The sequence below is a fragment of the Pantoea sp. LS15 genome (assembly GCF_012241585.1).
In the GTDB taxonomy this organism is placed as follows: Bacteria; Pseudomonadota; Gammaproteobacteria; order Enterobacterales; family Enterobacteriaceae; genus Enterobacter.
Map to the genome: position 1 here is coordinate 90,215 of NZ_JAAVXA010000014.1, position 23,145 is coordinate 113,359.

At 54.6% G+C, this 23,145-nt stretch carries 19 protein-coding genes and 3 tRNA genes; 9 read left to right on the forward strand and 13 right to left on the reverse strand.

The window, feature by feature from the left end:
• Nucleotides 1-56: 56 nt before the first annotated feature.
• The 6 genes from hfq to nnr all read right to left on the reverse strand — a co-directional run bounded on the left by hfq (nucleotide 57) and on the right by nnr (nucleotide 6,582).
• Nucleotides 57-368, reverse strand: coding sequence for an RNA chaperone Hfq (gene hfq, locus HED65_RS18290; protein WP_008502919.1), 312 nt, complete (start codon nucleotides 366-368; stop codon nucleotides 57-59).
• A gap of 85 nt (nucleotides 369-453) precedes the next feature.
• Nucleotides 454-1,404 carry a tRNA (adenosine(37)-N6)-dimethylallyltransferase MiaA gene (miaA, locus tag HED65_RS18295; RefSeq protein ID WP_114979645.1) on the reverse strand — a complete coding sequence of 317 codons (951 nt, stop codon included), beginning with the start codon at nucleotides 1,402-1,404 and terminating at the stop codon, nucleotides 454-456.
• Nucleotides 1,397-3,241: a DNA mismatch repair endonuclease MutL gene (gene mutL, locus HED65_RS18300; RefSeq protein WP_114979646.1), complete on the reverse strand. Its 1,845-nt coding sequence runs from the start codon at nucleotides 3,239-3,241 to the stop codon at nucleotides 1,397-1,399. The genes miaA and mutL overlap by 8 nt, the downstream gene beginning before the upstream one ends.
• Nucleotides 3,242-3,250: 9 nt before the next feature.
• Entirely contained in the window at nucleotides 3,251-4,588 is a 1,338-nt protein-coding gene (gene amiB, locus HED65_RS18305) for an N-acetylmuramoyl-L-alanine amidase AmiB (protein ID WP_114979647.1), read from the reverse strand.
• Nucleotides 4,589-4,604: 16 nt separating this feature from the next.
• A complete protein-coding gene (tsaE, locus tag HED65_RS18310; protein ID WP_028016436.1) occupies nucleotides 4,605-5,066 on the reverse strand; it encodes a tRNA (adenosine(37)-N6)-threonylcarbamoyltransferase complex ATPase subunit type 1 TsaE in 462 nt (153 codons plus the stop codon).
• Complete coding sequence (nnr, locus tag HED65_RS18315) at nucleotides 5,059-6,582, reverse strand: bifunctional ADP-dependent NAD(P)H-hydrate dehydratase/NAD(P)H-hydrate epimerase (protein ID WP_114979648.1); 1,524 nt, start codon at nucleotides 6,580-6,582, stop codon at nucleotides 5,059-5,061. Before nnr ends, tsaE begins: the two co-directional genes overlap by 8 nt.
• On the opposite strand from nnr, the gene queG reads away from it, so the two are divergent.
• Nucleotides 6,581-7,720, forward strand: coding sequence for a tRNA epoxyqueuosine(34) reductase QueG (gene queG / locus HED65_RS18320; protein WP_114979649.1), 1,140 nt, complete (start codon nucleotides 6,581-6,583; stop codon nucleotides 7,718-7,720). The two genes, nnr and queG, sit on opposite strands and share 2 nt — an antisense overlap.
• A gap of 270 nt (nucleotides 7,721-7,990) precedes the next feature.
• Here the strand turns inward: queG and HED65_RS18325 are convergent.
• From HED65_RS18325 to orn, 4 genes are all read right to left on the reverse strand, one after another.
• A tRNA-Gly gene (locus tag HED65_RS18325) sits at nucleotides 7,991-8,066 on the reverse strand.
• Nucleotides 8,067-8,102: 36 nt separating this feature from the next.
• Nucleotides 8,103-8,178, reverse strand: a tRNA-Gly gene (locus HED65_RS18330).
• A gap of 36 nt (nucleotides 8,179-8,214) precedes the next feature.
• Nucleotides 8,215-8,290 (reverse strand) — tRNA-Gly (locus HED65_RS18335).
• A gap of 196 nt (nucleotides 8,291-8,486) precedes the next feature.
• On the reverse strand, nucleotides 8,487-9,032 hold the full coding sequence (gene orn, locus HED65_RS18340) for an oligoribonuclease (RefSeq protein WP_028016433.1): 546 nt from the start codon (nucleotides 9,030-9,032) through the stop codon (nucleotides 8,487-8,489).
• Nucleotides 9,033-9,139: 107 nt separating this feature from the next.
• Here orn and rsgA point away from each other — a divergent pair, with 107 nt between their 5' ends.
• The 3 genes from rsgA (at nucleotide 9,140) to mscM (ending at nucleotide 14,602) form a co-directional block, all read left to right on the forward strand.
• Nucleotides 9,140-10,192: a small ribosomal subunit biogenesis GTPase RsgA gene (gene rsgA / locus HED65_RS18345; protein WP_032666746.1), complete on the forward strand. Its 1,053-nt coding sequence runs from the start codon at nucleotides 9,140-9,142 to the stop codon at nucleotides 10,190-10,192.
• Between the two features lie 98 nt (nucleotides 10,193-10,290).
• On the forward strand, nucleotides 10,291-11,259 hold the full coding sequence (gene asd / locus HED65_RS18350) for an archaetidylserine decarboxylase (RefSeq protein WP_114979650.1): 969 nt from the start codon (nucleotides 10,291-10,293) through the stop codon (nucleotides 11,257-11,259).
• 19 nt (nucleotides 11,260-11,278) lie between these two features.
• Nucleotides 11,279-14,602 (forward strand): miniconductance mechanosensitive channel MscM, encoded by a 3,324-nt coding sequence (mscM, locus tag HED65_RS18355; RefSeq protein ID WP_114979651.1) that lies wholly within the window; start codon nucleotides 11,279-11,281, stop codon nucleotides 14,600-14,602.
• Between the two features lie 38 nt (nucleotides 14,603-14,640).
• On the opposite strand, the gene yjeM is transcribed toward mscM, so the two are convergent.
• Nucleotides 14,641-16,140, reverse strand: coding sequence for a glutamate/gamma-aminobutyrate family transporter YjeM (gene yjeM, locus HED65_RS18360; RefSeq protein WP_114979652.1), 1,500 nt, complete (start codon nucleotides 16,138-16,140; stop codon nucleotides 14,641-14,643).
• Nucleotides 16,141-16,336: 196 nt separating this feature from the next.
• Nucleotides 16,337-17,314, reverse strand: coding sequence for an elongation factor P--(R)-beta-lysine ligase (gene epmA, locus HED65_RS18365; protein ID WP_114979653.1), 978 nt, complete (start codon nucleotides 17,312-17,314; stop codon nucleotides 16,337-16,339).
• Between the two features lie 310 nt (nucleotides 17,315-17,624).
• On the opposite strand from epmA, the gene frdA reads away from it, so the two are divergent.
• Genes frdA through frdD form a run of 4 tightly spaced genes read left to right on the forward strand, consistent with a single transcriptional unit; the run spans nucleotide 17,625 to nucleotide 20,918 of the window.
• Nucleotides 17,625-19,415 carry a fumarate reductase (quinol) flavoprotein subunit gene (gene frdA, locus HED65_RS18370; RefSeq protein WP_114979654.1) on the forward strand — a complete coding sequence of 597 codons (1,791 nt, stop codon included), beginning with the start codon at nucleotides 17,625-17,627 and terminating at the stop codon, nucleotides 19,413-19,415.
• The gene (gene frdB, locus HED65_RS18375; RefSeq protein ID WP_114979655.1) at nucleotides 19,408-20,142 is read left to right on the forward strand and encodes a fumarate reductase iron-sulfur protein; all 735 of its coding nucleotides are present in this window, start codon (nucleotides 19,408-19,410) and stop codon (nucleotides 20,140-20,142) included. Before frdA ends, frdB begins: the two co-directional genes overlap by 8 nt.
• 10 nt (nucleotides 20,143-20,152) lie before the next feature.
• Entirely contained in the window at nucleotides 20,153-20,548 is a 396-nt protein-coding gene (gene frdC / locus HED65_RS18380) for a fumarate reductase subunit FrdC (protein ID WP_028016425.1), read from the forward strand.
• A 10-nt stretch (nucleotides 20,549-20,558) separates the two neighbouring features.
• Nucleotides 20,559-20,918 (forward strand): fumarate reductase subunit FrdD, encoded by a 360-nt coding sequence (frdD, locus tag HED65_RS18385; protein WP_013095272.1) that lies wholly within the window; start codon nucleotides 20,559-20,561, stop codon nucleotides 20,916-20,918.
• Between the two features lie 30 nt (nucleotides 20,919-20,948).
• Here frdD and ampR read toward each other — a convergent pair whose 3' ends face one another.
• Nucleotides 20,949-21,824: a LysR family transcriptional regulator AmpR gene (gene ampR / locus HED65_RS18390; RefSeq protein WP_114979656.1), complete on the reverse strand. Its 876-nt coding sequence runs from the start codon at nucleotides 21,822-21,824 to the stop codon at nucleotides 20,949-20,951.
• Nucleotides 21,825-21,956: 132 nt separating this feature from the next.
• Between ampR and blaACT the strand changes: the two genes are divergently transcribed.
• On the forward strand, nucleotides 21,957-23,102 hold the full coding sequence (gene blaACT, locus HED65_RS18395; protein ID WP_114979657.1) for an ACT family cephalosporin-hydrolyzing class C beta-lactamase: 1,146 nt from the start codon (nucleotides 21,957-21,959) through the stop codon (nucleotides 23,100-23,102).
• The last annotated feature ends 43 nt before the right edge of the window (nucleotides 23,103-23,145 follow it).

Sequence of the window (23,145 nt, forward strand, 5' to 3'; positions counted from 1 at the left end):
AAGATCAGCGGGGAACGCAGGATCCCTGGCTCCCCGTGTGGATAACAGCAGAGACCTTATTCGGTCTCGTCGCTGTCCTGCGCTGGCGTTGAAGAACCCTGCGCGTTGCTGCCGTGATGGTAGTTACTGCCAGTGCCGCCGCCAGCGTTATTGCTGTGATGAGATACCGGACGAGACGGAACAACAGTAGAAATCGCGTGCTTGTAGACCATCTGACTGACCGTGTTTTTCAACAGGATCACGAACTGATCGAAAGACTCAATCTGACCTTGCAGCTTAATACCATTCACCAAATAAATAGAAACTGGAACACGTTCCCGACGCAATGCGTTCAGGAACGGATCTTGTAAAGATTGCCCCTTAGCCATTCTATCTTTTCCTTATATGCTTGTTTTGTACTTAGAACCTTGCGATTCTGAAAAATTGCGCACGATACGTCTCAATTGTACACATTCAGTGAGCGATATCACCAACAACCTCAATCACTTCGTTTAACGCCTGTTGCGGTTTTTCACTGTCTAGCCAGTGAACACCCTCCCAACCGCGCAACCAGGTGATCTGGCGCTTCGCTAACTGTCTCGTGGCGCAAACACCTCGATAAACCATTTCATCGTATGAAATCTCACCTTCAAGATACGACCACATCTGGCGGTATCCCACACAACGAATGGAAGGCATATCCGTATGCAAATCTCCACGGGCAAATAGCGCCCGCACTTCTGCTTCAAAATCTGAAGCTAACATCTGATGAAAACGCTGCTCAATTCGCTGATGGAGCAGTTCACGGCTCGCCGGGGCGATGGCGAACTGATGCACCTGGTACGGCAGAGCCTCTCCTGACGTTTGCGTCAGTTCCGTTAAAGTTTTACCCGAAATGAAAAAAACTTCCAGTGCCCGGGAAAGCCTTTGCGGATCATTTGGATGGATCCGTGCTGCGGCAACCGGATCAATCTCTGCCAGTTGCTTGTGCAAAACGTCCCAGCCCTGCTCTGCCGCCTGCTGCTCAATTTTCGCTCTAACTTCTGGATCCGCTGATGGCAGAGGTGATAGCCCCTCCAGCAACGCCTTGAAATAGAGCATGGTTCCGCCAACCAACAGCGGTATACGTCCCGCCGCTGTTATCTCGGCCATCTCAGCTAAGGCATCCCGGCGGAAATCCGCTGCGGAGTAAGCCTGAGAAGGGTCGAGAATATCCAGCAAACGGTGCGGTGCCGCACGCAACTCTTCTGCGTCAGGCTTCGCCGTGCCGATGTCCATCCCCCGATAGATGAGGGCGGAATCAACGCTAATCAACTCTACGGGCAAAACTTTACGCAACTCAATGGCCAGTGCCGTTTTGCCGGAGGCCGTTGGGCCCATCAAAAAAATCGCCTTAGGCAGGCTCGCCTTGCTTACGTCAATCATGTTTCAGGGCGTTCATCGCCGTTTGTAAATCAACAGGTTGTAATAGACCCCCTGGCGGCGTTTTCACCAGCTGCGGACAAAGACGTTCAACCTCTGCCAGCACGCTAATGGCCTGCGCCATACTCCACGGCGTGTGTTCGCTTGCCAGATGACGGGCGATCCACTGCGCGGTGTTGGCGGCATCAAACGATGTTTGCTGCGCCAGGTAGCCTATCAGTTCAGGAATCAAGTTTTGTAAATTTTGTTGGCGTAAGGGTAAAGGCACGGCACGAATTGTCACATGTTGTGGTTCGAGCACAATTTCAATGCCCATCTGCGCCAGTTGTGCCTCTGCACGCTGCAATATCCTTGTTTCTTCAGTGGATACCTTCAGGCGAACCGGGATCAATAGTGGCTGCGCACAGGCCGAATGTTCTCCCGGCGTGAGCTGCACCTGTTTGAGCCAGCGTTCAGCGACTGGCAATGCCAGAAGCATCAATTTACCGTCACGCTCAAGCAGTGCCATATCCGGTACGACAATCGTCAACACCCGGCCAAAGCTCTGGCTATGACCGTCCAGGGAAGACGACGCGACCGGGATGTGTTCTTTACGCTCAGCGGTTGGGGTTTCCAGCAATTTTCGATACAACGCCCCCTGCTGCTTTTGATAGCCAGGCTGGGCATTCGGGTAGTTTGCTCCCGTTGGGCGTGGAGTGCTCCCTGCTGATGAGAAACGCGGCGCTTCCGGCTCGCGTACCGCAGCGGGTTCGGCAAAATGGTTCCGGCCCGCAGCAATACGGTTTTCCGGGAGTGAACGAGGGGCAGGTTCTTCATTTGCCAGTGGCAACACCGGTTCAACCTGCTGCTGCAATACGCTCAGCACGCCCTGATAGATAAAATCATGTACCAGTCTTGACTGGTGGAACCGGACTTCATGCTTGGCTGGATGGACATTCACGTCGACCTGATGCGGGTCGATCTCCAGATACAGCACAAAAGCAGGTTGTTGGTCGGCTCCAAGTTTGTCTTCACAGGCCTGACGAATGGCGTGATTAATGAGACGGTCCCGCATCATGCGGCCGTTCACGTAGCAATACTGGATCTCCGCGAACGCCGCGCTGCTGGCGTTTGGGTCAGCCACCCAGCCACGTAAAGCCAAATCGCCATGCTGCCACTCAATGGCCAGCGCCTGTTCCAGAAACGGTGTCCCGCAGATAGTTCCCAGTCGACGCTCTTTCTGCCCACCTTCGGCCACCGCTCTGAACTGGCGCATCACTTTGCCATTATGACTGAGGTTAATGGTGACATCGAAACGGGCCAGCGCGATACGGCGGATGATTTCGTCGATATGGCCGAACTCGGTTTTTTCGGTACGCATAAACTTGCGTCGGGCGGGAGTGTTGTAGAACAGATCCAGGACTTCCAGCGTCGTACCGACAGGGTGCGCCGCGGGTTTGACCGTCACATCCATATCGCGCCCTTCCGCATAGGCTTGCCAGGCTTCTGGCTGGTCAGCCGTGCGGGAGGTCAGCGTCAAACGGGAAACCGAACTGATACTGGCCAGCGCTTCACCGCGAAAGCCGAGGCTAATGATGGCTTCCAGATCATCCAGAGAAGCAATTTTACTGGTAGCGTGACGAGCCAGCGCTAACGCCAGCTCGTCTTTTTTAATGCCACAGCCGTTGTCACGAATGCGGATAAGCTTTGCGCCACCGCGTTCAATATCAATATCAATGCGGGTCGCGCCCGCATCGAGGCTGTTTTCCACCAGCTCCTTCACCACCGACGCAGGGCGTTCTACCACCTCACCGGCGGCGATTTGGTTCGCAAGCTGCGGCGGTAGAACCTGAATCGGCATGAATTCTCCTTAGTTAGTCGCAGTTATCTCGCCTGGCTGCGCGGCACTGGCCGTCTGAGCTGCCCCGCCCTGTGGCGCGGACTGCAGAGGATGCGCCTCAAAATATTTACGCAAACCGCTATAAATGGCTTCGGCAAGTTGCTGCTGGTAGCTGTCGCTGCCCAGCAGGCGCTCTTCACTGTTATTGCTGATAAAGCCTGTCTCCACCAGAATGGATGGAATATCCGGCGAACGCAGAACCCCCAGGCTCGCATGCTCCGGACGACGCTTATGCAATGCTCCGATGCCCTGCAACTGATTCAATACGTTAGTGGCGACATCATAACCGACGCGCTGGGAATGACCGAACTGTAAATCCAGTACTGCCTGGCTGAGATATGGATCAGACTGGCTGTTTGCCAGTACATCACCCGCACCGCCTAACAGTTCAGACTGTTTCTCGTGCTCTTCCAGCCAGTTTGCCATTTCGCTGTTCGCCCTGCGGTTCGAAAGCACCCATACCGATGCGCCAGTCGCGCTACGGTTTGGCGCTGCATCCGCATGAATGGAGACCAGGAAGTTGGCATTTTGTTTACGCGCCACATCTGAGCGACCCATTACCGAGATAAAATAGTCGCCGTCGCGAGTCAGCACGCCTTTGAACATCGGATCATCGTTTAACAGCGTTCGCAGCTTCCGGGCAACCGCAATCGTGACGTTTTTCTCCCGCGTGCCACCAGGACCAATCGCGCCGGGATCCTGACCACCATGCCCTGCATCAATCGCGATAATCACCTTATCACCGCTAACCGCGCGCCGTGTGCTGGCTGCAGGGCGCGTGACGGTATTACTGCTGGTGACGCTGGTAATGCGGTCGCTGTCCGATTTAAACGGATTGCGTGCAGGTTCAGAAGGACGCGGCGTGTAAACCGGTTCTTCGACGCGTTTTGCCACCACTGGCGGAGGCGGCGGCGGTGGAGGCGCGTCAGCGTTGATGGTAAACACCACCGTATAATTTGCGCCGTTTTGCTGCTTCACCGCCCGCGTTTTCCCCTTTTCGGTCAGATCGACCACCAGGCGCAATGACTGACTATCTTTTGGCGTTCCCGAGCGGATACTTTTCACCAGGTTGTTACCGCTGAACTGCAAAGGTAAGCCCTGGATCACACCCGTTTGTTTGATATCCAGCGCCACGCTGTGGCTGTCTGGCTGTGAAAAAGCATATTCAGGATCGCCCATAAAACTGAACGTGATCCGGGCCTGGCTTTCGCCATTCGATACCTGAATATCTGAGAGGTTTGCCGCCCCGGCCTGCGCGCACAGCAGCACGGTGGCAGCCAACAACCAACTTTTAACGCGATTAATCATCCCGTTATCCCTAAGCTTAACCGGCTAAACGAGCCAGTAAGGAACACCCTGATGAGGAAACCGCACTGATGCGTGCCTCACGCCCTTGTGCCTGGTAATCTAAGTGAATTTCGACATCCGGGTCAGGCAACACACCCGCACCTTGTTGCGGCCACTCCACCAGGCAGATGGCATCATTGGCAAAATAATCACGGATCCCCATAAATTCCAACTCCTCAGGATCCGCAAGGCGGTATAAATCGAAGTGGTACACCATGAGATTTTCAAGGGTGTACGGTTCTACCAGCGTGTAGGTTGGGCTTTTCACATTCCCGCTATGCCCTAACGCCTGTAAAAAGCCCCGGCTGAAGGTGGTTTTACCCGCACCTAAATCACCATACAGATAAATGACGGTTGCCCCCTGACAGGCCTGCGCCACGCGCTTGCCGAGATCTAAAGTGGCTTGTTCATCAGGTAAAGGAATCGCTCGATTAGTCATTTTCTACGTCAATCACATCCGGGTTAACAACACGCCGCAGCGTGCAAAAAAGATCGGTGGCCAGCATACCGCGTGTACCGTAACGTGCAGCCAGTTGATCTGCCGCTGCACCGTGAGCCACGCAGCCCGCACAGGCTGCATCATAAAGGGGAAGTTTCTGTCCAAGCAATGCGCCAATGATGCCTGAAAGCACATCACCCATTCCGCCACTCGCCATGCCCGCATTTCCGGCATCAATAATACCCAGCGTCTCGTCACTGGCGACGACGGTTCCTGCCCCTTTCAAAACGGCAACACCTCCGTAACGTTTTACCAGACGTCGTGCAGAAAGTAAGCGATCGCTTTCAATTTCTGCCACGCTGCAATTAAGCAGCCGCGCGGCTTCGCCGGGGTGTGGCGTCAGAATGCGATTGTGACGCTTATCCGGGTTGATTGCCAGAAGGTTCAGCGCGTCAGCATCCCACAGCATCGGTTTACGAAAATTCTCGACCTTTTGCAGGGCCTGTTTACCCCACGCCTGCTGCCCAAGCCCGGGGCCGATAACGACCACATCTGCCCACTCGAGGCTTTCCTCGAGCATCGGGAGCGTAAGCTCATGCACCATCAACTCGGGCCTGGCAGTAATGATCGGCGCAATATTCTCAATGCGCGTGAGGACTCGTACCAGACCAGCACCGCTTCGCAATGCCGCTTCACCCGCCATGCGGATAGCCCCCGCCGTACCGTAGTCCCCCCCTACAATCACCAGTTTGCCATGATCGCCTTTATGGGATGTGGGACGTCTCGGGAGCAGCCACTCTGCAAGCTGCGAAGCATCAAAGCGCGAAAGGTGCGTTTCCTGACCGGCTAGCCAACTGTCCAGCCCCAGCGCATTGTGGTGCAACCCACCGACTACATCCCGCGCTTTGCCAGTCAGTAAACCCGGTTTCAGGGCGATGAATGTTACCGTATGCGCAGCCTGAATCACTGCCCCCGGCGTCGCGCCAGTTTGGGCCATCAGGCCTGAAGGAATATCCAGCGCCACCACCGGCGCGGAATGACAATTGGCATGTGTAATCAGCGCGGCAATGTTCTCACGCGGCGCACTGCGTAGACCGGTCCCGAGCAGACCATCAATAATCAGATCCATATCCTCCGGCCAGAGGATATCAGGTGCATGAATCACACCGCCGGCATTCAGCCAGGCATCCCGAGCCGTGCTGGCCTCCTCCGGCAGCGGTTTATCACTCTCCAGCGCCAGCAACGTAACGCGGATCCCCGCAGCAACGGCAAGACGGGCGACGACATAGCCGTCACCACCGTTATTGCCGTGCCCGCACAAAACCAGCCAGTGTCTGGATTGCGGGTATGCATTGTGGGCAACGTTAAATGCAGCTTCGCCTGCGCGCTGCATGAGTTCATAGAGGGTGATACCGAGGCTGTCTGCTGCCTCTTTTTCGGCGCGCCGGAGGTCGTCCGCATGCCAGATGGAATGTGGTATACTTGCGGGGTTTTTCTTCACTGTATGGTCCGTCATGTCACAGCCCCTCGATCTCAATCAGTTAGCGCAAAAAATTAAACAGTGGGGTGCTGAGCTTGGCTTCCAGAAGGTAGGCATTACCGATACCGACCTCTCCGCCAGCGAGCCGAAACTTCAGGCCTGGCTGGACAAACAATACCACGGCGAAATGGAGTGGATGGCGCGTCATGGCATGATGCGCGCCCGTCCACACGAGCTTTTGCCGGGCACATTACGTGTCATCAGTGTGCGCATGAACTACCTGCCCGCCAACGCGGCTTTTGCGCGCACGCTAAAAAACCCCTCGCTGGGTTACGTCAGCCGGTACGCCCTGGGACGTGATTACCATAAGCTTCTGCGTAACCGTTTAAAAAAACTCGGGGAAACTATTCAGCAGCACTGTGTTTCGCTGAATTTTAGACCCTTTGTCGATTCTGCGCCTATTCTTGAGCGCCCGATCGCTGAAAAAGCCGGGCTTGGCTGGACAGGTAAGCACTCACTAATCCTTAGCCGCGACGCCGGATCGTTCTTCTTCCTCGGGGAACTGCTGATTGATTTACCCTTGCCGGTAGACGGCCCGGTGGAGGAAGGCTGTGGCCGCTGCGTGGCCTGTATGACCATCTGCCCCACCGGCGCGATCGTTGAACCCTATACTGTTGATGCTCGCCGCTGCATCTCCTACCTCACTATCGAACTGGAAGGTGCAATCCCTGAGGAGTTCCGGCCACTTATCGGCAACCGAATCTATGGCTGCGATGACTGTCAGTTGATCTGCCCATGGAACCGCTATTCACAACTTACGGATGAAGAAGACTTCAGCCCGCGTAAGGCGCTGCACGCACCACAACTCATTGAGCTGTTCACCTGGAGCGAAGCCTGGTTCCTGAAAGTGACCGAAGGGTCTGCCATTCGTCGTATTGGACATCTACGCTGGCTACGTAATGTTGCCGTTGCACTGGGTAATGCGCCCTGGGATGAAGCCAATATTCAGGCGCTCGAAAGCCGCAGAGGTGAGCACCCACTTCTCGATGAACACATAGAATGGGCGGTTGCACAGCAAATCGAGAAGCGAAATGCCTGCGTAGTCGAGGTGCAATTACCGAAGAAACAACGTCTGGTGAGAGTGATTGAGAAAGGGCTTACGCGCGACGCATAATATATTCACAGCCTGTGTATAAAAATACAAACTCAAGCAGCATCGGGACTGGAGAAGAGGTCAAGTGATCTCAATAACATTTTGAAATCAAATTTTATTCATATAATACAACATATTACATGAATACTATTCACCCTGCTAAGTTTTTAGCCGATTCCGGTTAAACGTAGTTTCTGTGGATAACTCTGTTTACAAGAGTATTTCAGATGCAACGAAAATCGTCCCCAACGAATCTTTTCGCTGTGGATAATTTAGAGATGAAGAAGAATCTGGAGCGGGAAACGAGACTCGAACTCGCGACCCCGACCTTGGCAAGGTCGTGCTCTACCAACTGAGCTATTCCCGCTTGGGTGGTCCGTGCTGTGGAAGCACTTTCAAATTTTGGAGCGGGAAACGAGACTCGAACTCGCGACCCCGACCTTGGCAAGGTCGTGCTCTACCAACTGAGCTATTCCCGCTTGGGTGGTGCATGCTTTAAAAGCACTTTCAAATTTTGGAGCGGGAAACGAGACTCGAACTCGCGACCCCGACCTTGGCAAGGTCGTGCTCTACCAACTGAGCTATTCCCGCAAATCTGTACTGCTTTTGTTGCTGTCGTAACGTGTAATTCTCTGTCGTTACGGGAGGCGCATTATACGAGAAATCCTTTTAGCTGCAACCCCCCTGAAAGCGATTTTTTTGAAATTCAGTTCAAATGCTTATTTAATCGGCAAGCTGCACAATTTAACGGCAAAAACCCGGCCACGCAAGGCGCCGGATCTCAAAATCACAGCTTAATGAAGTTTTCGCGGTAGTACGCCAGCTCTGCAACAGACTCACGAATATCGTCCATTGCCTGGTGCGTCCCCTGTTTTTTAAAGCCATCCAGGATTTCAGGTTTCCAGCGACGAGCCAGCTCTTTCAGGGTGCTCACATCCAGATAGCGGTAGTGGAAGTAGGACTCGAGCTCCGGCATGTACTTAAACAGAAAGCGGCGATCCTGGCCGATGCTATTACCACAGATTGGCGATTTGCCTGCCGGAACCCACTGTTTCAGGAATTCAAGCGTCGCCAGCTCCGCCTCACGGTCGCCCTGAGTACTGGCCTTCACGCGATCCACCAGACCGCTGCCGGTATGGGTACGCACGTTCCAGTCATCCATCAATGCAAGCTGTTCATCAGATTGATGAACCGCAATCGTCGGCCCTTCCGCCAGAATATTCAGGTTGGCATCGGTCACCAGGGTTGCAATCTCAATGATGCGATCGCGCTCGGGATCCAGCCCGGTCATTTCAAGATCGATCCAAATCAGGTTGTTTTCATCCGCGCTCATGTTATTTTCCACCCTTCTCGCATAACCGGCAGTAGCAGGTTAACTAGTATTAATTAGAGTGTATCATAGAGGTTTTGCCCCTTACGGGCGACCAGGAGCCAGCGCGATTGAGTAAAAATAAACTCTCCAAAGGGCAGCAGCGCCGTGTGAATGCCAATCACCAGCGCCGTCTTAAAACCACTTCGGAGAAGGTCGATTACGACGACAACCTGTTTGGCGAACCAACGGAAGGCGTAGTCATCAGCCGTTTCGGTATGCATGCCGATGTGGAATCCGCCGATGGCGAGATCCACCGCTGCAACATCCGCCGGACCATTCGTTCTCTGGTGACCGGTGACCGGGTCGTCTGGCGTCCAGGTAAAGAGGCGGCGGAAGGCGTTACGGTAAAAGGTATCGTTGAAGCGGTTCATGAGCGCACTTCTGTGTTAACCCGTCCTGATTTCTACGACGGCGTGAAACCGATTGCCGCCAACATTAACCAAATCGTTATCGTCTCGGCGATTTTGCCCGAACTTTCACTCAATATTATCGACCGATACCTCGTCGCCTGCGAAACGCTGCAGGTTGAACCGATTATCGTGCTGAACAAAATCGATCTGCTGGATGACGAAGGGATGGCGTTCGTCAATGAACAGATGGATATCTATCGCAAAATTGGATACCGCGTTCTGATGGTCTCCAGCTACACCAAAGATGGCCTGAAACCACTGGAAGAGGCGCTCACCGATCGTATTAGCATCTTTGCGGGTCAGTCCGGCGTGGGTAAATCGAGCCTGCTGAATAACCTGCTTGGTCTCCAGCAGGAGATCCTCACCAATGATGTGTCTGATGTCTCGGGCCTGGGCCAACACACTACCACCGCATCGCGCCTGTATCACTTCCCACATGGTGGCGATGTGATCGACTCTCCGGGGGTGCGCGAATTCGGTTTATGGCATCTCGAGCCGGAACAAATCTTCAACGGATTTGTCGAATTCCATGATTATTTAGGCGCTTGCAAATACCGCGACTGTAAACACGATAACGACCCGGGTTGCGCTATCCGTGAAGCGGTCGAGAACGGTGAAATCGCGGAGACTCGCTTCGAGAATTACCACCGTATTCTTGAGAGCATGGATCAAGTAAAAACGCGTAAAAACTTTTCTGATTCTGATAACTGACAACTAAGCTAAGCATCGCTAAAATCGTCCCCCATTTTTCAGGTTCCGGTGCTTTGCCACCGGATCAGGAACGACAAAACAATGGCCTGGAGGCTACCTTGTTAAACGCATTTAAACTTTCGCTTCAATACATTCTGCCAAAACTGTGGCTCACTCGCCTGGCGGGCTGGGGCGCAAGCAAACGAGCAGGCTGGCTGACCAAACTGGTCATCGACCTTTTCGTAAAATATTACAAGGTCGACATGAAAGAGGCGCAGAAGCCGGATACCGCCAGCTATCGCACCTTCAACGAATTCTTCGTGCGCCCACTGCGCGACGAGGTTCGTCCGGTTGATACCGATCCTAACGTGCTGGTGATGCCTGCAGATGGCGTGATTAGCCAGTTAGGTAACATCGAAGACGACAAAATCCTGCAGGCGAAAGGCCATAACTACAGCCTGGAAGCCTTACTGGCGGGTAACTACCTGATGGCAGACCTGTTCCGCAACGGTACTTTTGCCACCACGTATCTCTCACCGCGCGACTATCACCGCGTGCACATGCCGTGCAACGGTATCCTGCGTGAAATGATCTACGTCCCGGGAGATCTGTTCTCTGTGAACCATCTGACCGCGCAAAACGTACCGAACCTGTTTGCCCGTAACGAACGCGTCATCTGCCTGTTTGATACTGAATTTGGCCCAATGGCGCAGATTCTGGTGGGGGCAACCATCGTGGGTAGCATTGAAACCGTCTGGGCAGGCACCATCACCCCGCCACGTGAAGGCGTCATCAAACGCTGGACATGGCCTGCCGGTGAAGTAGAAGGCTCTGTCGCCCTGCTGAAAGGTCAGGAGATGGGGCGCTTTAAGTTAGGCTCAACCGTTATCAACCTGTTTGCGCCGGGCAAAGTGAAACTGGTGGAACAGCTCGAAAGCTTGTCAGTCACCAAACTGGGTCAGCCGCTGGCGGTCTCTACCGAAACCTTCGTGACGCCAGATGCAGAACCTGCTCCGCTGTCACAGGAAGAGATCAACGCTGAGCACAACACCAGCCCGTTGGTTGATGACAAACAAGACGAAGGCTAATAACAGAAGGATCGCTGACGTGCGCCCGATTATCGTTCTACTGATGGCCTGGTGCCTCAGCATGGGGGCGTACGCAGCGACAGCCCCCGACGCAAAACAGATAACACAGGAACTGGAGCAGGCAAAAGCGGCAAAGCCCGCTCAGCCAGAGACCGTTGAGTCGCTCCAGTCCGCACTGAATGCGCTTGAGGAGCGGAAAGGCTCCCTTGAGCGCGCTCAGCAATATCAGCAAGTTATCGACAATTTCCCCAAACTTTCGCAAACGCTACGCACCCAGTTGAGCAATCTGCGCGATGAACCGCGCGATGTGCCTGCTGGTATGACCTCTGACGCGCTGAATCAGGAGATTCTGCAGGTTAGCAGTCAGCTTCTGGAAAAGAGCCGTCTGGCACAGCAGGAGCAGGAACGTTCGCGTGAAATCGCCGATTCGCTGAGCCAGCTTCCGCAACAACAAACCGATGCCCGCCGTCAGCTCAACGAGGTTGAGCGCCGCGTCGGTACTCAAACGGGTAACACGCCGCAAAACCAGGCGCAAAATCTGTCGCTTCAGGCTGAATCAGCCAGACTCAAAGCACTGGTCGATGAACTGGAGCTGGCGCAACTCTCGGCAAATAACCGCCAGGAGCTGTCGCGGATGCGCTCTGAGCTGGCACAAAAGCAGAGCGAACAGCTCGATGCTTACTTGCAGGCACTCCGTAATCTGCTCAACAGCCAGCGTCAGCGTGAAGCCGAACGCGCACTGGAAAGTACCGAGCTACTGGCGGAAAACAGCGCGAACTTGCCTGTCGGCATCGTCGATCAGTTCAAGGTCAACCGTGAGCTTTCAGCGGCACTGAACCAACAGGCACAGCGTATGGACCTGGTCGCTTCACAACAGCGGCAGGCGACGAACCAAACCCTGCAGGTCCGCCAGGCGCTCAACACTCTGCGCGAGCAGTCTCAGTGGCTTGGGTCATCAAACCTGCTGGGCGAGGCGTTACGTGCTCAGGTTGCACGCCTGCCGGAAATGCCGAAGCCGCAGCAGTTGGATACCGAGATGGCCCAGCTACGCGTTCAACGACTGCACTTTGAAGATCTTCTCAATAAACAACCGCAAATTCGCCAGATCCGTCAGGCTGACGGGCAACCCCTGAGCAGTGAGCAAAACCGGATCCTTGAAGCCCAGTTGCGCACCCAGCGTGAACTACTGAACTCACTGCTCCAGGGCGGTGATACGCTGATCCTCGAGCTTACCAAGCTGAAAGTGTCCAACAGTCAGCTGGAAGATGCGCTGAAAGAGGTGAACGAGGCAACACACCGTTATCTCTTCTGGACCTCCGACGTGCGTCCGATGACCTTCTCGTGGCCAATTGAGATTGTTCAGGATCTGCGCCGCCTGATTTCGCTGGACACCTTTAGCCAGTTGGGAAAAGCCAGCGTGATGATGCTCACCAGCAAAGAGACCATCTTCCCGCTCCTGGCCGCATTGATTCTGGTGGGTTTCAGCATCTATTCGCGCCGGCATTTTACCCGTTTTCTGGAGCGTTCCAGTTCCCGCGTGGGCAAAGTCACCCAGGATCACTTCTGGCTGACGCTACGCACGGTGTTCTGGTCGATTCTCGTGGCCTCCCCCCTGCCGGTATTGTGGATGACGCTGGGGTACGGCTTGCGGGAAGCCTGGCCCTATCCACTCGCCGTGGCGATAGGCGATGGCGTCACCGCGACGGTTCCACTGCTGTGGGTCGTGATGATTTGCGCCACATTCGCGCGGCCAAATGGCCTTTTCATCGCCCACTTTGGCTGGCCGCGTAATCGTGTTGCACGCGCCATGCGTTACTACCTGATGAGCATCGGGCTGATTGTGCCACTCATTATGGCGCTGATTATGTTCGATAATCTCAACGACCGGGAGTTCTCAGGCTCACTGGGTCGCCTGTGCTTTATGCTGATATGCGGGGCGCTGGCCATCGTCACGCTCAGCCTGAAACGCGCCGGCATACCGCTCTATCTTGATAAATCCGGTAGCGGCGACAACATGTTCAACCGCCTGCTCTGGAACCTGCTGCTGAGCGCTCCGCTGATTGCGATGCTGGCAGCGGCGGTGGGTTACCTGGCGACCTCGAAGGCGCTACTGGCACGACTGGAAACCTCGGTGGCGATCTGGTTCCTGCTTCTGGTGGTGTATCACGTCATCCGTCGCTGGATGTTGATTCAGCGCCGCCGACTGGCCTTCGACCGTGCCAAGCATCGCCGGGCAGAGATCCTCGCTCAGCGTGCGCGCGGTGAGGATGAGCCAAACCACGTCAACAGTACGGAAGGGACGACGGAAGCGGACGACGTAGAGCTAGATCTGGATGCCATCAGTACCCAGTCCCTGCGTCTGGTGCGCTCCATTCTGATGCTGATTGCTCTTCTGTCGGTGATCGTGCTGTGGTCGGAAATTCACTCCGCATTTGGCTTCCTGGAGAACATCTCTCTCTGGGACGTGACATCTACAGTTCAGGGCGTGGAAAGTCTGGAGCCTATAACCTTAGGGGCTGTGTTGATTGCCATTCTGGTGTTGATCATCACCACCCAACTGGTACGTAACTTCCCGGCGCTGCTGGAGCTGGCTCTGCTGCAACATCTGGATTTAACCCCCGGCACGGGCTACGCCATTACCACCATCACTAAATATCTGATCCTGCTCTTTGGCGGGATGGTCGGTTTCTCAATGATCGGCATTGAGTGGTCTAAATTGCAGTGGCTGGTCGCGGCACTGACATTTGGGCTTGGCTTTGGCATGCAGGAGATTTTCGCTAACTTTGTTTCTGGCCTGATCATCCTGTTCGAAAAACCGATTCGTATTGGCGATACGGTGACGATCCGCGATCTGACCGGTAGCGTAACGAAGATCAATACCCGCGCCACAACGATCAGCGACTGGGACCGTAAAGAGATCATCGTGCCGAACAAGGCATTCATCACCGAGCAGTTCATCAACTGGTCGCTGTCAGACTCGGTCACACGTGTGGTGCTGACACTACCGGCACCGTCGGATGCCAATAGTGAAGAGGTGACACAGATCCTCTACACCGCGGCCGAGCGCTGCACACTGGTGCTCGATACCCCGGCACCGGAAGTGTTCCTGGTCGATTTGCAGCAGGGGATTCAGATTTTCGAGCTGCGTATTTACGCTGCAGAAATGGGACACCGTATGCCGCTGCGCCATGAGATCCACCAGCTGATTCTGGCTGGCTTCCGCGAGCATGGTATTGATATGCCGTTCCCACCGTTCCAGATGCGTCTGGAAAGTCTGGACGGACGTAAAACGGGAAGAACATTGACGTCGGCAGCACGTAAGCGCCCGGCGGGAAGCCTGTAAATCTTCGCCCCTCTCTTTCGGGAGGGGCGCTTTAACCGCTACACCGCTTCTGTAACGTACGCCACTGAGCGTCGGCGGTAATTCTCATAAATCCCCATCGCCAGCAGAGAGAAGAAGATCGGGCCGCCAACCATCCACAGCGCGCTGTTCCAGTCATTCGCCTCAATCACTGGCTGAATGACAGTGAAGATATTCGCGAACGCCACCACCAGCACGACCACTGTCGTCGCCAGTAGCGTTGATGTGCGGGTTTTAAAAATCACAAACGGACGTTCAAGATCCTGCTTCGCTTTGAAGAACGGGAACGCCAGCGTCAGGAACAGATACGGCAGCGTCATCGACACGTTCGCCATCAGAGTCAGCTTGTTATAGAACGCTGACGCGGTATCACCGCCAAACGACACCAGCAGAATGAACACGCACACCAACAAACATTGCATCCACATCGCGTTGGCAGGCATTCCCGCCGTATTCAGTTGCGTCATACGCGCTGGCCACAGCGCTTTTGGCGTGCCCTGGATTATCGCTTTCAATGGCGAGTAGATCAGCGTGAAGAACGCGCCGGTATAGGCGAGGAACATTGACAAGCCGGTAATGCGTGCAAACCAGACGCCCATTGTCGCCGCCGCTTCCGGTGTCAGGTTCATCGCCTGCCCCAGCGTCATTCCCAGGCTTTTCATCAACACATAAGTAATGTTGCCAAGGTTAGTGGTGTTGTTGCTCAACACCTGCTGCCAGTTGGTACTGACACCCCAGAGGAAGATTGCCAGCGAATAACCAATGGAGATGACGATAGCAGCAAATATAATCCCTTTCGCGAAGTTCTTTTCCGGGTTCTCCGTTTTGTCGACCAGACCACCTACCGCCTCGATCCCCCCGTAGGCGAAAATGGCGAACACCACGAAAGAGAGCATCGCAAGGCCGGACTGATAACTTGGGTTAGGCGAAGCAACAAAGTTCACCTCCTGCGCAAAGTGACCGCCGTTCAGGCACAGAATAGCGATACTGACCAGCAGCAGTACCAGATTCAAACACATTACTGCGATCCCGCCTACGGCGGTAATCCGGGCAATTTTATTGATGCCTTTAGACGCGACCAGCGTCACAACCACCATCCAGCAAACAGCCAGAATCCCGACCACCTGTGTAGAACTGAGGCCCGCCAGAGACCAGACCTGGGTTTTATCGCTACCGAAAACAAACGTCGAGAACGGTACCCAAACTTTGGCCGCAGTACTGACCATCCAGACGACGTAAGAAGAAAACCACATAAACGTGCCAATAAACGCGTAGCGCGGGCCGATACTGTTATTCATCCACGAGTAGATCCCTCCTTCTTCTTTCCGGTATGCCGACCCCATTTCGGCCATCATCAGCGCGAATGGGATGAAGAAGAACAGGGCTGAAACGATATAGAACGGCGTCGCACTGTAACCCATCAGGTAAAAGGCCGACGGGCTATTAGCAAAGCCAAAGACGGAGGTAAAAATCATCAGGATGAGCCCGGTAAGGGTCATCTTTTTGAGTGAGTGAGACATAGAACCATCCAAAGGAAATTAATCTGCGCGGATGGTAGCAGAAGACCAGATAAACATTGTGGTTATAGGAAGCAAATTAAGAAAAAGACCCGTGTATAGAGAAAATGGCAGTTTTTAATATTGTCACACGGAAATGGAAAGGAAAATTGCCAGAGGGGGCGTAGGCCGGGCAAGCGCAGAGCCTCCCGGCATTTTTTCAGGCGCGATCGACCGTAAACGCAATCACATCGCCCAACTGTTCTGCACCCAGCGCCAGCATCACCAGACGATCAACACCCAGCGCCACACCGGAGCAGTCCGGCAGGCCCGCTTTTAACGCCTCCAGCAGGTTGGTATCAATCGGCTGCTGCGGCAGACCGCGCGCGGCACGCTTGCGGTTATCCTGCTCGAAGCGCTGCTGCTGTTCGCGCGCGTCGGTCAATTCGTGGAAACCGTTCGCCAGCTCAATACCTTTGTAATAGACCTCAAAACGCTCTGCCACACGATGATCTTCCGTACTGATCTGCGCCAGCGACGCCTGGCTTGCCGGGAAGTGATAAACAAACGCCGGACGGTCTTTGCCAATCTGCGGTTCAACACCAAAAGTGAACAGCAACTGCAGCAGCGTGTCGCGATCTTCTTCAGTATCCGCCACATTGCTGAGATCCAGTTTTGCCGCCACTTCGCGCAATTGAGCCTTGTCTGCTGACAACGGATCGATTTCCAGATAGCGCTGGAAAGCCTGCTGATAGGAGAGAGTTTCCGCTTCTGAGCAATCCAGCACCTGCTGCAACAGGTCATCCACCTCATTCATCAGGCGGTACATATCATAGTGCGGTCGATACCACTCCAGCATGGTGAATTCCGGATTGTGGTGACGTCCCATCTCTTCATTACGGAAGCTTCTGCACAGCTGATACACCGGACCACATCCCGCCGCCAGCAGGCGTTTCATGTGGTATTCCGGGCTGGTCATCAGATACAAATTCATGCCCTGAGAGTGCCCCGGGCCAACAAAACGGGTTTCAAACGGGACCAGATGAATATCGGTTACCGTTGCCTGACTCATGCACGGCGTTTCCACCTCCAGGACTCCGCGGTCAGCAAAGAAACGGCGGATCTCCGTCATAATTGCAGCGCGTTTTAACAGATTTGGGATGGATGCGCTCGGCTGCCAGGTGGCCGTTTCGCTCATGGGTAATTCTCCGATTTCAGACAAGGGCACGAAGTCTACTCGTTAGCGGGGACAGAGACAAATTTTGCGCAGTAAAAACGCGCATTTCATTTAGGTGCGCAATTACGTGACGCAATTCATCAACCACGATGATAAATCACCGTACAGAACAGCAAAAAAATCGAACACGTCAAATTTCCCTGACATCTACACGGTTATACTGTTTTACCCATAAAGGAGCAGTGGAAACGCTTTCGCAATTGTCCCTTTGGGCAGGTGAACTACCTTTAGTTTGTCGCGTTGCGAAATAACAAAAATCTGGAGGAATGTCGTGCAAACTTTTCAAGCCGATCTTGCCGTAATTGGCGCTGGCGGTGCTGGATTACGTGCTGCGATTGCTGCAGCACAAGCTAATCCCAACGCTAAAATCGCATTGATTTCAAAAGTCTATCCAATGCGCAGCCATACGGTTGCAGCTGAAGGAGGGTCCGCCGCCGTCGCGCAGGATCATGACAGCTTTGAATACCATTTCCACGACACGGTTGCAGGGGGCGACTGGCTTTGCGAACAGGATGTGGTCGACTACTTTGTGCACCATTGTCCTACGGAGATGACCCAGCTTGAACAGTGGGGATGTCCGTGGAGTCGCCGTCCGGACGGCAGCGTCAACGTTCGCCGCTTCGGCGGGATGAAAATCGAACGTACCTGGTTCGCCGCCGATAAGACCGGCTTCCACATGCTGCACACTCTGTTCCAGACCTCTCTTCAGTTCCCACAAATTCAGCGCTTTGATGAACATTTCGTCCTCGACATTCTGGTTGATGACGGACAGGCTCGCGGCCTGGTGGCGATGAACATGATGGAAGGCACGCTCGTCCAGATCCGCGCTAATGCGGTGGTGATGGCAACGGGCGGTGCGGGCCGCGTGTATCGCTACAATACCAACGGCGGCATCGTCACCGGTGACGGTATGGGCATGGCGCTCAGCCACGGTGTGCCGTTGCGCGATATGGAGTTCGTACAGTATCACCCGACCGGTCTGCCAGGCTCCGGCATTCTGATGACAGAAGGCTGCCGTGGTGAAGGCGGTATTCTGGTCAACAAAAATGGCTACCGCTATCTGCAGGATTACGGCATGGGCCCGGAAACCCCGCTTGGCGAGCCGAAAAACAAATACATGGAACTCGGTCCGCGCGACAAAGTCTCCCAGGCCTTCTGGCACGAGTGGCGCAAAGGCAACACCATCTCCACGCCACGCGGCGATGTGGTCTATCTCGACCTGCGTCACCTGGGTGAGAAGAAGCTGCTGGAACGCCTGCCGTTCATCTGCGAACTGGCAAAAGCTTACGTCGGTGTTGATCCGGTGAAAGAACCGATTCCGGTACGTCCAACCGCGCACTACACCATGGGCGGGATCGAAACCGACCAGCAGTGCGAAACCCGTATCAAAGGTCTGTTCGCGGTCGGTGAGTGTTCCTCTGTGGGCCTGCACGGCGCAAACCGTCTGGGGTCTAACTCGCTGGCAGAGCTGGTCGTCTTTGGCCGCATGGCGGGCGAGCGCGCAATGGAACGCGCGGCTACAGTGGGCGAAGCTAACGGTGCCGCGCTTGATGCTCAGGTTACTGACGTTGAAAAACGCCTGAAAGACCTGGTGAACCAGGAAGGTAACGAGAACTGGTCTAAGATCCGCGATGAAATGGGCCTGTCGATGGAAGAAGGCTGTGGTATCTACCGTACCCCTGAGCTGATGCAAAAAACCGTCGATAAGCTGGCGGAATTGCAGGAGCGTTTCAAACGTGTGCGCATTACTGATACCTCCAGCGTCTTCAACACCGACCTGCTCTATACCATCGAGCTGGGTCACGGCCTGAACGTGGCAGAATGTATGGCGCACTCTGCGCTGGCGCGTAAAGAGTCACGCGGGGCGCATCAGCGTCTTGATGAAGGCTGTACCGAACGTGACGACGTCAATTTCCTGAAACACACTCTCGCCTGGCGCGATGCAGATGGCACTACGCGTCTGGACTACAGCGACGTGAAAATCACCACGCTGCCACCGGCTAAACGCGTGTACGGCGCAGAAGCAGAAGCCGCCGAGAAGAAGGAGAAGGCGAATGGCTGAGATGCAAAAACTGAAAGTTGAAGTGGTGCGCTACAATCCGGAAGTGGACACCGCACCACATAGCGCTTTCTATGAAGTCCCCTATGACGAGCAAACCTCTCTGCTGGATGCGCTTGGCTATATCAAAGATAACCTCGCACCAGACCTGAGCTACCGCTGGTCCTGCCGCATGGCCATCTGCGGCTCCTGCGGCATGATGGTTAACAAAGTGCCGAAACTGGCCTGTAAAACCTTCCTGCGTGATTACACCAGGGGCATCAAGGTTGAAGCGCTGGGCAACTTCCCGATTGAGCGCGATCTGGTGGTCGATATGACCCACTTTATCGAAAGTCTGGAAGCCATTAAGCCTTACATCATCGGCAATCCGCGCACGCCGGATCAGGGTCCAAATACCCAAACACCGGCCCAGATGGCGAAATACCATCAGTTCTCCGGCTGCATCAACTGTGGCCTGTGTTACGCCGCATGTCCGCAGTTTGGCCTGAACCCAGAATTCATCGGCCCAGCCGCCATTACGCTGGCGCACCGCTATAACGAAGACAGCCGCGACCACGGTAAAAAAGAACGTATGGCGCAGCTTAACAGCCAGAACGGCGTCTGGAGCTGTACTTTCGTGGGTTACTGCTCCGAAGTCTGTCCGAAGCATGTCGACCCGGCCGCCGCTATTCAGCAGGGTAAAGTGGAAAGCTCGAAAGACTTTCTTATCGCTACCCTGAAACCACGCTAAGGAGTGCATGATGACGACTAAACGCAAAGCCTATGTACGGCCTGTGCCGTCCACCTGGTGGAAAAATCTGCCGTTTTATCGCTTCTATATGCTGCGTGAAGGCACAGCGGTGCCGGCGGTCTGGTTCAGTCTTGAACTGATGTACGGTGTTTTCGCCCTCAAGCATGGTCCAGAAACCTGGGCAAGCTTTGTTGGTTTTCTACAAAACCCGATCATTGTTGTCCTGAACCTGATTGTGCTCGCGGCCGCGTTGCTTCATACCAAAACCTGGTTTGAACTGGCGCCAAAAGCAGCGAACATTATCGTAAAAGGCGAGAAAATGGGGCCAGAGCCGGTGATTAAAGGGCTCTGGGCAGTGACGATTCTGGTCACTGTGGTCATTCTGTTTGTCGCACTGTTCTGGTAAGGAGACTACTGTGATCAATCCAAATCCAAAACGTTCTGACGAGCCGGTCTTCTGGGGGCTGTTTGGCGCTGGCGGCATGTGGAGTGCCATCATCGCACCGGTGATTATCCTGCTGGTCGGCATTATGCTGCCGCTGGGGCTGTTCCCGGGCGATGCACTGAGCTACGAACGCGTACTGGCGTTTGCGGGCAGCTTTATCGGCCGCGTATTTATCTTCCTGATGATCGTCCTGCCGCTGTGGTGTGGCCTGCACCGTATTCACCATGCGATGCATGACCTGAAAATCCATGTCCCGAGTGGTAAATGGGTCTTCTACGGCCTGGCAACCATTCTGACCGTGGTAACGCTGATTGCCGTGGTCACCATCTGACCCTTCTGGCCCGCCCTCCGGCGGGCCTTTTTATTTCTGCATTTTGCCCACCAGCCACTGCGCAAACTCACGCATTGCCGGGGTTTCGGCTCTCGACTGTAGTCTTGTTAACCAGTAACTACCCAGATCAATCTGTGTGGCAAACGGCTGCACAATACGCTCGCTGTTGAGTAAATGCGTAAACATATCGACCGGAGCGATCGCAATTCCCACACCGGCCTGCGCAGCTTCCAGCATGGTGACAGACGAATCAAACACCATCACCCGATGCGTAGGTGACGGGGGATGCTCCCCCGCCGCCTGCATCCACGCCGACCACTCATCACGTCGGTAGGAGCGCAGCAGGGTAAATTTCAGAATGTCGGCCGGAGTATGTAGACCGGCGGCGATATCAGGTGAGCAAAGCGGGGCCAGCGGCGCATGACAAAGAAACTGCGCTTCGGTGCCGTGCCATGCACCGCCACCATAGCGGATCGTGTAATCAAGCCCCTCAGCCGCCGGATCAACGCGATTGTTATGGGTTGAAAGGTGAAGATCGATATGCGGGGAGCAGCGGCGGAAATCAGCCAACTGCGAGAATAAAAAACCGGTCGCGAAGGTTCCTACCACACCAATTTTGAGCTTCTCCTGGGCGCGATGGCTGGCGAAGCGATCCAGCATTCCCGCGATACGATCGAACGAATCGTTAAGCACTGGCAGCAAATTCTCACCTTCTGTCGTCAGCATCAGCCCGCGCGAAACACGGACAAAAAGCTGGCAGTTCAGATGCTGTTCCAGCGTCTTAACATGCTGGCTGATAGCAGAATGGGTAACATTCAGCTCTATTGCAGCATGAGTAAAACTAAGGTGCCTTGCGGCTGCTTCGAAGGCACGAAGCGAATTAAGCGGGAGATAGCTGCGAGTCATTGTCCCATCCGTTAGAAAAATTAACAGCTAATGCTAAATTTAACCGTTTGTCAGCGACAGTCAAATCCCACAGACTACAGCAGTCTGACGGGCCCGGACACTCCCTTGACCTGCTATTATGGAAGATAACTGATGATGAAAAAATCCCTTTGCTGCGCCCTGTTACTCAGCACCTCCTGTTCCGTCTTTGCTGCACCGATGTCAGAAAAACAGCTGGCTGCAGCGGTCGAACGTACCGTTACCCCGCTGATGAAAGCGCAGGCCATCCCGGGGATGGCGGTCGCGGTCATTTACCAGGGTCAGCCGCACTACTTTACCTTCGGCAAAGCCGATATCGCGGCGAACAAACCTGTTACCCCGCAAACGTTGTTCGAGCTGGGTTCTATAAGTAAAACCTTCACCGGCGTTCTGGGTGGCGATGCCATTGCTCGCGGTGAAATTTCCCTGAGCGATCCGGTGACGAAATACTGGCCTGAGCTGACAGGCAAGCAGTGGCAGGGAATTCGCATGCTGGATCTGGCTACCTATACTGCGGGTGGTCTGCCATTACAGGTACCGGATGAGGTGACCGATAACGCCTCCCTGCAGCGCTTCTATCAAGACTGGCAGCCAGCGTGGAAGCCGGGAACCACGCGTCTTTATGCGAACGCCAGTATTGGTCTTTTTGGCACCCTTGCGGTCAAACCTTCCGGCATGAGCTATGAGCAGGCCATGACGACGCGAGTCTTTAAGCCGCTCAAGCTGGACCATACGTGGATTAACGTTCCGCAATCTGAACAAGAGCATTACGCCTGGGGATACCGTGACGGTAAAGCAGTCCACGTTTCGCCGGGCATGCTGGACGCTGAAGCCTATGGCGTGAAAACCAACGTCAAAGATATGGCAAGCTGGGTGATGGCGAACATGTCCCCCGAGACTCTGCAGGATGCCTCTCTGAAGCAAGGGATCGCCCTTGCGCAATCCCGCTACTGGCGCGTAGGTGCTATGTATCAAGGGTTAGGCTGGGAGATGCTGAACTGGCCGGTAGAAGCCAAAACTGTGGTCGAGGGTAGCGATAATAAGGTGGCCCTGGCACCGTTGCCTGCGGTAGAAGTGAACCCCACGGCCCCCCCGGTAAAAGCGTCCTGGGTGCATAAAACGGGCTCTACTGGCGGGTTTGGTAGCTATGTGGCGTTTATTCCAGAAAAGCAGCTCGGCATTGTGATGCTGGCAAATAAAAGCTACCCGAACCCGGCGCGAGTTGAGGCGGCATATCGTATCCTCGACGCGCTGAAGTAAAACATTGCCGGGTGGCGACTCCGCTTACCCGGCAAAACACCCC